Source organism: Sphingomonas sp. dw_22 (assembly GCF_018449795.1).
Taxonomy (GTDB): domain Bacteria; phylum Pseudomonadota; class Alphaproteobacteria; order Sphingomonadales; family Sphingomonadaceae; genus Sphingomonas.
Map to the genome: position 1 here is coordinate 85,326 of NZ_JAAVVE010000006.1, position 14,061 is coordinate 99,386.

The 14,061-nt window shown below is 60.3% G+C and carries 10 protein-coding genes; 4 read left to right on the top strand and 6 right to left on the bottom strand.

Features of this window, described 5'->3' with window-relative positions:
* Positions 1 to 2 precede the first annotated feature (2 nt).
* The 3 genes from HB724_RS04540 to HB724_RS04550 all read left to right on the top strand — a co-directional run bounded on the left by HB724_RS04540 (position 3) and on the right by HB724_RS04550 (position 3,902).
* On the top strand, positions 3 to 815 hold the full coding sequence (locus HB724_RS04540; protein ID WP_213979720.1) for an STN domain-containing protein: 813 nt from the start codon (positions 3 to 5) through the stop codon (positions 813 to 815).
* Positions 812 to 2,995 carry a TonB-dependent receptor gene (locus HB724_RS04545; RefSeq protein WP_213979721.1) on the top strand — a complete coding sequence of 728 codons (2,184 nt, stop codon included), beginning with the start codon at positions 812 to 814 and terminating at the stop codon, positions 2,993 to 2,995. The genes HB724_RS04540 and HB724_RS04545 overlap by 4 nt, the downstream gene beginning before the upstream one ends.
* Before the next feature lie 73 nt (positions 2,996 to 3,068).
* A complete protein-coding gene (locus HB724_RS04550) occupies positions 3,069 to 3,902 on the top strand; it encodes a glycerophosphodiester phosphodiesterase family protein (RefSeq protein WP_213979722.1) in 834 nt (277 codons plus the stop codon).
* A 201-nt stretch (positions 3,903 to 4,103) separates the two neighbouring features.
* Here HB724_RS04550 and HB724_RS04555 read toward each other — a convergent pair whose 3' ends face one another.
* From HB724_RS04555 to HB724_RS04580, 6 genes are all read right to left on the bottom strand, one after another.
* The gene (locus HB724_RS04555; RefSeq protein WP_213979723.1) at positions 4,104 to 4,505 is read right to left on the bottom strand and encodes a hypothetical protein; all 402 of its coding nucleotides are present in this window, start codon (positions 4,503 to 4,505) and stop codon (positions 4,104 to 4,106) included.
* Position 4,506: 1 nt separating this feature from the next.
* Positions 4,507 to 5,718: a hypothetical protein gene (locus HB724_RS04560; RefSeq protein WP_213979724.1), complete on the bottom strand. Its 1,212-nt coding sequence runs from the start codon at positions 5,716 to 5,718 to the stop codon at positions 4,507 to 4,509.
* Positions 5,719 to 5,733: 15 nt separating this feature from the next.
* Positions 5,734 to 7,875, bottom strand: coding sequence for a polysaccharide biosynthesis tyrosine autokinase (locus HB724_RS04565; protein WP_256731318.1), 2,142 nt, complete (start codon positions 7,873 to 7,875; stop codon positions 5,734 to 5,736).
* Positions 7,876 to 7,961: 86 nt separating this feature from the next.
* Positions 7,962 to 8,672: a polysaccharide biosynthesis/export family protein gene (locus HB724_RS04570; RefSeq protein ID WP_213979726.1), complete on the bottom strand. Its 711-nt coding sequence runs from the start codon at positions 8,670 to 8,672 to the stop codon at positions 7,962 to 7,964.
* 44 nt (positions 8,673 to 8,716) lie between these two features.
* A complete protein-coding gene (locus HB724_RS04575) occupies positions 8,717 to 10,075 on the bottom strand; it encodes an O-antigen ligase family protein (protein WP_213979727.1) in 1,359 nt (452 codons plus the stop codon).
* Between the two features lie 40 nt (positions 10,076 to 10,115).
* Entirely contained in the window at positions 10,116 to 12,263 is a 2,148-nt protein-coding gene (locus tag HB724_RS04580; protein ID WP_213979728.1) for a nucleoside-diphosphate sugar epimerase/dehydratase, read from the bottom strand.
* A gap of 187 nt (positions 12,264 to 12,450) precedes the next feature.
* On the opposite strand from HB724_RS04580, the gene HB724_RS04585 reads away from it, so the two are divergent.
* The gene (locus tag HB724_RS04585; RefSeq protein ID WP_213979729.1) at positions 12,451 to 14,028 is read left to right on the top strand and encodes a hypothetical protein; all 1,578 of its coding nucleotides are present in this window, start codon (positions 12,451 to 12,453) and stop codon (positions 14,026 to 14,028) included.
* Positions 14,029 to 14,061 lie beyond the last annotated feature (33 nt).

The following is a 14,061-nucleotide window of genomic DNA, read 5'->3' on the forward strand; positions in this document are numbered from 1 at the left end:
TCATGTTCTATTCTGCGCGCCGATCGGCCATCGCGGCCGTCGCGACTGCGATCTGCCTTCCCGCCGCCGCCCAGGCGCAAGTCCGCTCCTTCGACGTGCCGGAGCAGCCGGCAGCCACGGGCATCTACCAATTCGCCGAGCAGGCCGGGATCCAGATCGTCGTATCGAGCGACGAGGCCGCAGGGCGCAGGACCAGGCCCGTCAAGGGGGAGCTGGACGTCCGGGCGGCGCTCGGCCGCCTGCTGTCCGGCACGGGGCTGCGCGGGCGCTCCTTCGACGGGAAGACCGCGATCCTCGGCGCCGATGCCAGGCCGATCCCGGCCGCCCAGGACGAGACGCCGCCGCAGGAGCTGGAACCCGCGATCGTCGTGGTGGGCACTCGCGATCAGGCGTCCGACCTGAAGACCAAGGCCAGCAACACCATCGACGTGCTGTCGGCCGAGGATCTGTCGCACACCGCCGTCCACAACGTCGCCGAGGCGCTCGGGCTGCTGCCCGGCGTCAACGTGACGAACACCGGATCGTCCGGCTTCGCCGCCGGCGTCGACAACACCTCGCGCGGCGAGGGCATGTTCGTGTCGATCCGCGGCCTCAATGCCGAATACAACATCAACCTCATCAACGGCGTGCAGGCCGCGCAGGCCAGCCCCTATAGCCGCGCCGTCCAGCTCAGCCTGCTGCCCCCCTCCGGCCTGCACACGATCGTGCTGAACAAGACCTCGCGCGCGGACATGGACGGCGACGCGATCGGCGGCACGGTCGATTTCCGCACCCCACGGCCTTCGACTATAGCGGCGACACCAGCGGCAGCGTGACCGCCGGCGGCCGGCTGGAGAGCCGCGCCCGCGCCTATGGCCGGGACGGGCTGGGCTACAATATCGGTGGCGAGCTGGCCCACAAGTTCGGCGCGGGGCGGCAGTTCGGCGTCTATGTCAGCGGGTTTTACGACATCCGCCATTTCGTCAACAGCATGATCGGCGGCATCCAGGAGGCGCATTGCTGCGACTATGGCACCGATTTCGCGCAGCAGGACGCTGCAGGAAACAGCGCTCCCGGCCTCGATCCGGCCAAGAACCTGATCCTGACGGGCGCCAATTTCGGCGTCTCGGAAGGCTATACCGAGCGCTATAGCGGCAACGCGTCGTTCGATTGGCATGCCGATGACGGCACGACGATCTATCTGCGCGCCACCTATGCGGAGGCCATCAGCGAGCAGAACAGCAATCTCACCCAGATCGTCGCGACGGACAAGCAGGACGGTTCCAAGGGCACGCCGATCGGCCCCGGCCTCTACGCCCCGGTGCTCGGCAGCGTGGCGACCAAATTCTGGTACGAGACCAATCCGCAAAAGGCGACGCTGGGCACGGTCCAGCTCGGCGGCAAACATGATTTCGGGCGCCTCAACATCGCGCCGAACATCTTCTACAGCTGGGGCCAGAATTCACGCCCCAACCATATCGAAGTCGCGGCCGCCACGCCCTATGGCGGCTCCACGCTGTTCGGCTATGCCGACAAATATCCCCAGCCGCTGCTGACCCCGGCGATGCAGGACATTCCGGGCATGTCGGCCGCCGGCGGCTCCATCGACATCACCGACAAGCGCAGCACCCAGAAGAAGTTCGGCGGGCAGATCGATCTCCGCTACGATTTCGGCGAGGAAGGCGTGCTGCGCTACGTCAAGTTCGGCGGCAAGCTCGTCCAGAGCCGGCGCACCGTCACCAAGCGCGGCTATGGCGTCGCTTATGGCGACGAGATCCAGACCCTGGATGATCTCGGGATCGTCAAGGGCGCCTTCTCCCCCGTCTTCCCCGGCCGGGGCTATGACTGGTCCTCCCCCTATATCGACCTGGGGGCGCTGTTCGATCTGTACAATCGGCTGGCCGAGCCCCTTGGCGGCCGCGACGGCACGATCACCTCGTGCGGCGGCGACTCCGTCAACGCCTTCAACTGCAACACCCAGAAGGCGCGCGAGACGGTCTCCGCCGGCTATGTGCTGGCCGATCTGAAGACGGGCGACCTTGAACTCATCCCCGGCTTCCGTTTCGAGCATACCGACGTCCACAGCACCTTCTGGTACACGCCGAGCGACGACGACAACAACCGGCTGGTCGGGCATTTCGAGCACAGCAACGCCACGTTCGACGAGGCGCTGCCCAGCCTGCTGCTCAACTATCGCCCGGACAGCCGCTCGGTGGTGCGCGGCGCGATCTGGACCAGCTATGTGCGGCCGCCCTTCCTGCAGCTCGGCGGTGGCGCCACGGAAAGCGTCACCAATTCGGGCGGCAACCGGGTCGTCACGATCACCCAGGGCAATCCCGACCTGAAGCCGATCCGGGCGCTCAATCTCGATCTGTCGGCGGAGCGGAGCTTCCCCACCGGGACGCGCCTGTCGGTGGCCGGCTATTACAAGCGCCTGCGCAACTATATCTACGATGCCGGCACCGCAGCGGGCGTGCAGAACCAGGAGGGCACGGGCGGGACCGTCACGGTCGAGCCGGCGAACGGCGGCTCGGGCGACGTCTATGGTTTCGAAGTGTCCTTCCAGCAGCGCTTCAGCGCGATGCCGGCGCCGTTCGACGGCCTGGGCATCGGCGGCAATTTCACCCGCCAATGGACCCGCGTCGACCTGCTCGGCGACGGAACCCGGATGGAGCGCATCCAGAACGCCCCCGATTATCTCGCCAACGCGCAGCTCTTTTACGAGCAGGGGCCGTTCACTTTCGACCTGATCTATAATTACAGCGGCGCCTATGTCTCGGACTATGACACGCTGAGCAAGAAGGCGACCTGGGACGATGTCTGGGTGCGCCCGGCGGGCCGGGTCGATCTCCATGCCGGCTGGCGCGTGACCGGCAATGCCAAGCTGGATCTGTCGATTTCCAACCTGTTCAACACCGAAAGTTATTGGGCGCATATCGGCAGGCACAGCCTGGCGGTGTCGGACATCGTCAATTCCGGCACGACCTCGCTGCTCACCGGCACGATGAAGTTCTGACCGATCGCATCGGGCGCGGCTCCGTGCCGGCACGGAGCCGCGCCCGCCTGACCCGAGACCTGGAGTATCCCGCATGGACCGCCGTGATTTCCTGCAACTGCTTGCCGCCGCCCCTGTCGCCGCCGGGCTGTCTGGCCCGCTCGCCGCGAAGGATGCGCCGGCGATGCGCCTGATCGCGCACCGCGGCGGCGTGGTGGACGACGCCCATCCGGAGAACAGCCCGGCCTCGCTCGAAGCCGCGATCGAGCAGGGCTATTGGATGGCCGAGGTGGATGTCCGCCGGACTCGCGACGGGTGCCCGATCCTGCAGCATGACGCGACCTTCCAGCGCTTCTACGGCGATCCCCGCAAGGTTCTCGAGATGGACTGGTCGGAGATCCGGCAGCTGCGGGCGACGCCGGGAGGATCGCGGCCGATGCTGTTCGAAGAGCTCACCGAGCGCTGCAAGGGCCGGATGCGGCTGATGCTCGACGTGAAGAACGAGCCCAATCAGCCCGAATATTACCAGGCGATGGAACGGGCGCTGATGCGGAACGACTTGATGGAATCGACCTATATCCTGACCGACGTCGAGACGGAGCGATATTTCCAGGGCCGGATTCCGGGCGCCGCGAACGGCGAGGCCCTGCGCGCGGCGGCGGCCCGGGGCGAGGCCCTACCCCGCGCCTGGTATCTGTTCGAAGGTGCGGACACGATCACCAGGGAAGCGATCGACCTGGCCAGGCTGCACGGGCTCGACGCCATCGCGGCGGTCAACACATTCCACTATCGCGGCGACGACGCCATGACGCTGGCGCGCAAGGATCTGCAAAAGGCCTATGGCCTGGGCGTGCGGACGTTCCAGATCGATTCCGTGTATCGCCCGCTTTGCGAGGAGCTTGGCGGGGATGGCCGGCGCATCCGATAATTCCGAGGTGACGTTCGGGCCCCGGCAAAATCCATGATAAAGGACATTATCATATATAGGCTTTGCCCAGCAGCTGTGCATGAATGACTAAGTGGTTCAGCAACGGAGCATCAGCACGCCGAAGGCGCATAGCAAACCCGTGCAACGCGCGTCGCGCGTGCAAAGCTTACCTCCAGCACCCCGCGAGGTATGGCCATAGGATCAGCGCGGCGAGCCACTTTTTCTGGCCTGATCCTCGGCGGTCGCGAATGGGTTGGTCGCATTGGCTTGGGGGTCGTAGTTGTGGTCGATCCGGTTACGGATACGGTTCTGTATCCGATTCTGTATCCGGTTGGCGATCCGGCTCATCGGCTTTATCCCAGTTTCGATCTCTGCGCTTTCGCGCGTTTGCCGCTGACCGACCTGTCCGACAGCGGAACCCCCAATCTGGCCTGCCTGATTGGCCTGAATTGGCGCCTGCTGCCGTATCTCCGGCTGACTGCCCTCGCCGAAATCGTTCGCTTGTACAGGCGCTGGCGTGGGGCGTACCTGCGCTGCCACCGAAGTGGACAGCGTTACGCTCAGCACCGCCAACGTCCATCGAAGTGTTACCGGCATCTTCATATCAACTGACCGGCACGAGTTCGGCCCGATCGATTTGGCCGAATATGCCAGATATCGCGTCAGTCGGGCGGGCGTTGAGAAGCAACAGCTGTGACGGACAGTCGGCCGGGACGCTGAATGTGCCGGTGAACGTCCCCTTGGCGACTGACGAATTCGGCATTTCGATACGACCGATCTCACGACCACCGCGGCAGCTAAGCATCCAATAAGGAGACGCGCCGGCGGGCAGGTCAAGTCCAATGCTGTGCCCGATCAACCGGTAGGTCCCCGGGGGAAGCAACTGGATCTGCTGCAGCAAGGGACCGCCAACGCTCGCGGGCACCGAGAAATCAAACAGGCCGCCCTGAATGCTCGTCGTCAATCCGCCATCGTTCAAAGCGATCCAGTCAAGCTGCGAAGGCGCTTCGGCCTGCGCCAAGAAGCGCGGATCGCGCGAACGACGTCTGTCCGCGCCAGGATGCGTGGCGGCATAATAGGACCAAGCCGCATCGAAATGCCCCGCCGCGATCAGTGCGTTGACGGCGCCTGCAACTGCGGCCTGCGGCACTGCGACGCCAGCACGATGCAGATCGACGAACAAAGCCGCAGTTACCTGCGGGTCCGAGTCGCTCCCCGCCATGAATGTGATGAAGTTCACACCCCACATTGGCTTGCCCGCAAGCGTCCTCACCAGCTCATGCCGAATTTCCGGATCATCGCTAGCGGAGGCGAGAACTGGATAGAGCATCCCCTCTAGTGAGGGGAAGACGCGCAGCGTAATGTCATATTGCCGAAGCGCCTCCCGAACGCTCCCACGTGTCACTGCGTCTTCGATCAGCCAAAGCTGAGTGGACGGGCTTCGCCGCGATAGCGCTTGCGCAGAGGCGAACATCCGCCGCGCGTCAGCCCTATCGCCACGAAGGTCGGCAATGAGCCCCAAGGTAGAAAGCGCGGCGACAGCGGTTGGGTCCTGGCGCAACGCCCGCCGCGCCAGATCGCCCGCGCGTCGACCGTCCTCCAGCGTAGGATTGTTTCTCACGATCGATGCGGCATATGCTGCGGTGTTTCGCCCGTCATAGGGGGCAAGCCGATATGCCAGCACGGGATCCGTCTTGCGTGCGGCCTGCGCAGCAGAAAACGTGATCCCATAATAGCCTAAGACTGCCGCAACTGCAGCCAGCGCTACCCGCACCGCCCACTCAGCCGGAGAGCGACGCGCGAGATAGCGGCGCATAGACATGTCTATACCTTACGACTTTGCTTCGTGACGCCCATAGCCGTAGCCATATTCATAGCCATAGCCATAGTGCGCCTTGCGGGCTTCGAACTTGGTCAGCACGCCGCCGAAAATGCGCGCATTTGCCGCAGCGAGACGACCAAGTGCAGTTTTGACCAAGCTCGATCGAATACCATGCGATTCCACGGCATAGACCACGCCTTCGACCCGGCTCGCTATCAGCGGCGCATCAGCGAGGCCCATGACAGGAGGGGAGTCGATCACAACGTGATCATAACGTTCGAGCAACCGCTGAAGCAGCATGCCAAAACGATCGCCAGTCAGAAGCTCGGCCGCGTTCGGCGGAATGGGCCCCGCCGACATCGCAGTGAAACCCAAATCACTCATCGGGAATGTCAGCGTATCGATCGCATCATCGCCAGCGAGGAAGTTGCTCAGACCACGTTCGTGGTCGACCCCGCCCAAGTGATGGACCGATGGTGAGCGCATGTCGCCATCGACAAGAATGACACGCCTGCCGGCCCGGGCCAGCATCGTCGCCAATGCCAATGCGGTAGTCGACTTGCCTTCCGCAGGCCGGGTGGACGTAACCGACAATGTCCGCGGCACGCCGTGTGCGGTCGTGAAGCCAAGGTTCGTGTTGATCGCGAGATAAGCGTCTACCAGGTCGGACTTGCGATCGAGTAGTTCGTCGCGCGGAGACGTGCCGGCCGGAACCTTCGGCACTGAGCCCAGCAGCGGTAGACCGAGCCGCCGCTCGACCTCCGCCGGATCGGCGATCGCCTCATCCATCTGTTCGAGCGCAAAGGCTGCGAGCGCACCAATCCCAAGGCCGGCGAGGAGCGAAACGAGCAAGTTGATTGGCAGGCTGGGGCTGGACGGACGCTGGGGCACATCGGCGGCGTCTACTACCGACACATTGTTCACGCCAATGTTGCCGGCGACACCGATCTCCTTGTAGCGCTGAAGCAGCCCATCATAGAGTGCGCGGTTGGTATCCACTTCCTGCTGGTAGATGTTATACTGGATACTGCGGCGCCGGTTATCGAGATAGTTTGCCTTCAACTGGTTCACGCGTGCTTGCAGCGCGTTTTCCCGTTGTAGCGCCTCACGATAATCCGCCTGGATAGATCCTGAAACGCGGCCTTCCTCGCGCGTGATCGAACGGTCTAGTTGATCAATCTGGGTCTTGATCGCCTGCGCGGCCGGATAGCCAGGTTCGAACTGAACCATCAGGCGCTGATAATCTGCAGCCAATTCCGCACGGCGCTGACGTAAATTATTGATGGCCTGGTTGCGAAGCGCCTCTGTCGACGCGCCGGCATTCCCGCCCTGCTGAGCTCTTGCTTCAGCCTGGATGCGCTCAGCGGTCGCCTGCGCAAGCGAGGCGTTGAGAGCGGCGAGATCGTCCGCCACTATCGACCGCTCCACTGTGGTCGGCCCACTGCTCCCCGCCCCTTGTGCTGGAAGATTGATTATCTGTTGCGACGACGCGTAGGCTACCAATTGGCGCTGACTGTTGTCGAGCAACTCCTTTTGCAACGCAAGCTGGCGCTGGAGCATATTTCGACCGTACGAAGTCGCCTGTACCTTCCGCTCCAAGTTAGTCTGGATGAAATTCTCCGCCCAAGCATTAGCTACGCGGGTGGAAAGGATGGGATCAGAACTGCTGAAAGCGATATCAACCAAGCGTGATAAACGCGTCGGATTGATCGAAATATTGCGCAGCAGAATCTTGCCGGCAATCTGCTGGCGCTGAGCACGGCCTGCGGCAGGAAATACTCCGTTGACCAAACGTAGCGCCGGATCATTTGTCGTATACTTGAACAAAGTATAGAATTTTGGATTATCAACAAAACGCAATTGCGTTGCCACCCGCTCAGACAAAGCGCGCGAACGAAGCAACCCATATTGAGTCTGATAAAACTCCTGATCGAATGATGTAGTCTCGCGCTCTACACCTTGAAAATTGGTGACTTGGTTCGCCTCACGCGCGATCTCGACGGTTGCAGTCGCTGTATACTTAGGCGTCATCAGCAACGTGACGATAAGACCCAGGATGACACATGCCACCGTGATGCCAATGATCACATATTTCCATCGCAACGCGATATGGAGGTACTGCCTGACAATCGGAATGCGAGCAGCTTCCATTGGCTGCACACCCCCGACCTGCGACGGTTCAGAAACTGCGGCACCGCCCGAATTTGGCGAAATTATAGTCATGTCGGTTCGAAACCTTACTGTACAACCGCAATGAGCGGCGCGGCGAGAAGGGGGGCCAGCGACACGAAATCACGGAACAGACGGCGCTGCGGCGAGTCTCCGACGACTACGACGTCGTTAGCGAAGATAGGCGGGTCGTCGTAGGCCCCGCGACGGATCGCATCGATATTGTACAACCCGGCCATCTTGCGACCTCCGACGGTCCGAAGGATGACGACGTCGTCCTGCCGCGCGAATTCGCTCAGCCCCTTGGCCGACGCGACCGCGCGCAGCAGCGTCATCTGGTTGGTGACCGGATACAGACCCGGCTCGACGACCTGCCCGTCTATCGTGACTACCTGGCTTACCGAACTCTTGATGTTCACGGTGACTTCGGGATTGCGGACATATCGGCCACGTAGAGCGGTCTCCACCGTTGCCGCCAGCTCCTGGGCCGTTTTGCCGCGCGCATCGACCGTGCCGACCAGTGGCATGGCGATACGGCCACTGGCATCGACCTGGATTTCCCGACTTAGGTCCGGGACGTTGAATACGTCGACCTGGATCGTGTCCAATGGTCCGATCAATGCTGGCCGATCCGGTGCGTTGAGATCCTGACGGGTCGGCGCGGGCAGTGTTGCCCTGTCCTGCACGACGGTCAGTCGTTCGCTCGACTTAAGCGGCTCGCGACCCGCGCATGCGGGGAGAGCGAGGAACACTAGGAGGGCAGTGCAGATCTTTCGCATGCGCTTGAGATTTCCCGGGAAAACTAGGGGCGGGGCTATAGAAGCTAGTCTGACCTAGGTAAACGGCCATCCGATGGGTCGGAAAGCCATACTGCGGCAAGGACGATCATCGCCATAATCATCGGCGTGCGCGCAGGATAGTCAAATATGCTGGCGGTGAAGACAAGCAACAGGACCGCCGAGCCGAGTACCGGAAGCGTTGCGCCATCCTTTTTGCCATTGCGCCACGCCTTGACGCTTGACGCTATCCACCATGCCAGAGCGGCCAGCAATACCAGTAGGCCGGGCAGGCCCGCGTCCAGCACGACTTCAAGATAATCATTATGAGCATGGTTGAAATATGTCGGCTTCAGGAGATTGGCCGGTTCATGGATCCGAAACATCGTGTCAAAGCTTCCCAGCCCGTTTCCGACCGGGAACGCGGCGCGGGTCATTTCCAAAACCGTGGACAGGGCGCGACTTCGCATGTCCTGTTCGACATCGAGCGCCAAGCTGCGTTGGACCGAGAAGGCCCGTTCCGAAACGACGCTGATGAACACGACCGATGCGAACAACGTGATGGCAGCAGCGACGACTGCTGGAAGAACCCAGCGCGGGGCATGCCGGAATTCACGGCGCAGTCCGTGGCGCGCCATCAGGCTGGCGATACCGATGGCAAGCACGCCAAACGCCATCCCAGCACGCGATCCGCTGGCCAGAATCATCAAGGCGAACAACAGCAACATTCCCAGGCCTATCGGGCCTCTCCACCGCAACCGGTGCCCCCCGCGGAACATCCAGACCGGCAAAAAGAGGAAGCCCAGGGCCAAGAACAGTGCGAAATGGTTGCGGTTCGCAAACGTGCCGCTCACGATGCCGGGCGTATCGTTGACCAAGGGGTTATCGATACCCGCTCCCGAAACCTGCAGAATTCCGACAAGCATAGAAGCAACCACGAGTATCAAGACAATGCTAGGTAGCCAGGCCCTCTCGCGATCGGCCAATCCCGTCGTCAGGATCAGAACGGAGAAAGGGACGATCAGTGCGCCGAGCGCATTGATGGTGGCCCCAGGCACGAGTGAAAGACTCCGCCATGCTCCTGTTTCACCGCTTGCAGGCCCGATCAGGATCGCGCGACCAGGCAGTGACCGCCACAGTTCCGCAGGCAGCGGAAACAGTTGAAGCAGGGCGATAACTATCGCAGCAGCCAGGAATATCCACGCCGGTCTCGCCCGCGCCAAGACGGGCCATCGTCCAAATAACAGCATGATGATCAGGGACGACCAAGCCGCGCCTCGAACAACGGTCTGCCCGACTACATCAGCACGCGAAGCGCCTCCAGCAATCCATAGAATACCAAACAATATCGCCAGCAAGATGAATGACAAGCTAGGCTTAATCAGGTTTTTTGAGCGCGATATCATAAATGTCTCGATATATAGCAACAATAGTAGCTATTTTTGATTATCCGCGCTCAGCTGTCTGCATTTTCACCCAGTCAACAATTTCGCTTGCGGGAGCGAACTCAAAAACCAACTCGCACAACAGCTCTCGCGCAGATTCGACAGCCCCGGTGTCGATAAAATGCTCCAGCTCATCCAGTTTGGGTCGCAGTTCCAGCCAAGGGATATGGTGCTCAGATGCCATCATGATCCGGGGATGCGCCGTTGGCCGGGGATTATCGCCGATTAGAAGCTCCTCATAGAGCTTTTCACCGGGGCGCATACCGATTGTCACGATCTCGATGTCGCCATCAGGATTGTCGTCCGACCGAACACTAAGGCCGCACAACTCTATCATGTTGCGCGCCAAATCCACAATGCGGACCGGTTCACCCATGTCCAGTACGAAGACCTCCCCGCCCGTCGCCATCGCACTGGCCTGCACCACAAGCTGCGCGGCCTCCGGGATGGTCATGAAATATCTGGTGATGTCACGGTGGGTGATTGTGATGGGGCCGCCCTGCCGGATCTGCTCGCGGAACAACGGGACCACGGATCCGCTGGAGCCGAGCACATTCCCGAAACGCACCATCGAAAATCGCGTACCGCCGTCCTGCGCTGCGAGCCCTTGGAGGACGAGCTCGGCCAGTCGCTTCGTCGCTCCCATTGTATTGGTTGGCCGCACCGCCTTATCCGTGCTGACCAGGACAAAGTCATTCACACCAAACTGGGTGGCCAACTCAGCCACTCGAAGCGTGCCTAGGACATTATTGCGCAATCCTTCAAGAGGATTGTGCTCGACGAGCGGGACATGTTTGTAGGCTGCTGCGTGGAATACGATGTCAGGAGACCACGCGCGCATGATCTCCGTGACGCGAAACGCATCGGTTACCGATCCCAGCAGCGGCACGACTTCGATGTTGGCCACTTCAGTCAAATTACGGTGGATCGCATACAGCGCGAATTCACTCGTCTCCAGTAACAGGATACGAGCCGGCCCGGCAGCCACGATCTGACGGCACAATTCACTACCGATCGATCCCCCTGCACCCGTGACCAATACCGTGCGGCCAGCGATCTTGTCGCGAACAGCGTCAATTTCAGGTGCTACTGGCTCGCGACTAAGCAGGTCCTCGATCGACAACTCGCGCAGATCGCTTGCCTGTACGCGTCCGTGCGCAAGGTCCATCAGCCCAGGCAAGGTCCGCACCGTCAAGGGCAGCCCTCGCAAGCTCTGGATGATCTCGTTGCGCCGCTGACGCGGTGCCGATGGCAGCGCCAGCATGACATCGGTCACGTTATTGTGATCGACAAGGTCGCGCAGCCGCTCGATCGGATGCACCCGGAGGCCATTTACCCGCGTATCATGCAACGATTGATCGTCATCGAGAAACCCGACGACCCGCAATTCCCGGCTCGCACTCATCGCCGCAGCTAACTGCCGGCCTGACGAACCAGCGCCATAGATCAATACGCTTCTCTGAGGCCTCGTATCGATGCGCCGTTGCATCTGCCCGCCCAAGACATAGCCGACCGACAGTCGAAGCAATCCTACTGCCAGAAACAGGAGGATCGGCTGGATAATCCCGATAGTCCGCGGAATTTCGTCAAAGCCGTAGGCGGTGACGACAGTCGCGTAGCAGAGGCCATAGGCACCACATGCCATGGTCACTGCCGGCAGGATATCTGCGCCTGCGCGCCGGAACGCCATTCGATACAGACCGAGGAAATGGAATATCGGCAGCGCAACTAGGACCGAAAGGCCCACTGCAACGCTGGGTCGCCCGGCGAGTGGAACAAAATGTCCAAGGCGCAAATAATAGGCGAGCCATACCGTCAACGCGCATAGCGCGCAGTCAAGCGCCGCAGCCATCAAACGCTTCGACCCTCTGGGCAGCGCCAGTAGTGGGCGCGCAACCTCAACGAAGGGCATGATCACTCCAATTCGAGACATAGCAGCGGAAAACGCCTGACCGCTATTCATCTGCGAAGCCATTGCAATAGTCCGCCGTCGATCCCCGTTTTCTGGCGGGCGACTAGCACGCACATTCCCCGCCGTCCAATGCAGGGGGCTACCTTTTCCCGAGACGCTTTGCTTGAACCAGGAAATGATGCCGCAGCAGCCGCCAAACCGGTCTTGCCCGGACGGATCGCCGGAAAGACCCACCATCAACGGTTACCCCATATTGGACCCTACGTAATTCTTGTCACAGGCCATCGCGATCGCACGTTCATGGCAGCGAAATGAATCGCCCCTGACAATGGCTTATAGGGGTCGTGCCCCTCCCCCCCAGCAAGCAAAGATCTTCGCCATGACAAACGGTCCATCGACGTTGTCCCGCCGCGCCATCGTTGGCATGACCTTGGTCACTCCAGCAGCCGCTTCCTTCACGGCATTGGCTGTCGCGCGGAGCCAATCCAGCACCGACACCATCAACCTATTCGATTTGATCCCACAGGCGTTCCATGCCGGCATCATAGCGCGCACGGTCGAGAATGCCCCACTCAGGGCAAGGGCGCTTACTGGCCATATCCAGCGCGCGATCGACACCGCTGCAAGCAAGCGGCAGCGCCTGGTCGTTCCCGCCGGCCTCTACAATATCACGCCGATCGGATCGTTCGAGGCGGAAGCCGGGCGTTGTCAACGCTGTTTCGCCATTCGTAACGGCATGCATATCGATGCAGAACCAGGGGCGACATTTCGAATCATCAACGACGTCAGCACGAACGAAGCGGTCGTGTTCATGTGCATGTTTGGCACCAACGAGCAACTCGCCGACATATCATGGCGAGGCCTCGAGATGGATATGAACGGGCTGAACAATCCCATCAGCCCCGCGCGTTCCTCAAGACAATATAGGCTGCTTAATCAAGCGCATATCTTCATCAGCGGCACGCCGGGCGGACATGCCGCGCTCGCTACCAATGTTGCCATCGATCGATGCCGGTTTGTGAATACGCCCGGCGTCTCGTGCATCGTGACCGCGCAATCCAACGCGTCCAACACAACGCTGGGCCGCAACTGGAGAATCTATGGTTGCCAATTCATCGATGGCGGCCTCGATACGCCAGATCATAGCGCAATCTACGCCTGGGCACAGGATGTCGTGTGCGAGAAATGCACCTTCGCGAACCGTGCGCCCAAAACGGATATCGGCGGAAACGTAGCATTTGAAGTGCACGGATCTAATCAAAGGTTCATCGGTAACAAGATTAGTAATTACTATCAGGGTGTATGGATTGATGGAAATAGAACTGAAAATATATCAACAAATATAACCATTTCTGACAATGAATTAAATAGAGTTAGTGGCTTTGGCATAATGTTCTATGGAGAACAATCTCATGTATCCAATGTAATTATCGACAATAACGTAATAACATTTGACGATACTACATATCCGGGCGTTGACATAAAAATCGGCATCGGATGCCTCTCCCCACTATCCCAAACAAATGTCATCGTAAAAGGAAACAAGGTTAATTCATTTGCGAAAAAAACAGCTTCATCAGGATTCACCCTTCAGGCAACGGCGAAACCCAACCAGATTCACGATAATTTTCAAATAGAGAATAATTCATTCAACGAGACGACATTTGGTTCCCAAATAATCACTAACCCCAATGGTGAACTCGGATCGATAGAGTTAAAACATAATCTTTGCCGCAATTTGTCCCGCGCCGGAGCCTTTTCAACGCCACAAGGCATTGGTGTGGATTTCAACGGAGCAGGATCGCTCATCCACAGACTCGTTCTGTTGGACAATATATGCACCGACACTCGAGGCCAGGCTGCAGAGTGTGCTTTTGGCATTCGCATTCAAGGCAAGGTGGGCGACTTGCAGCTTGCGGGCAACTCCGCCTCCGGCATGACGGCTGCGGCATACGCAGAAGGAGTGCTGACGGTAAGCAGGCGGCTGAGCGCCGCAACCTGAACGCCGATCGCTTGGGCAGGATCGCCGATAGAT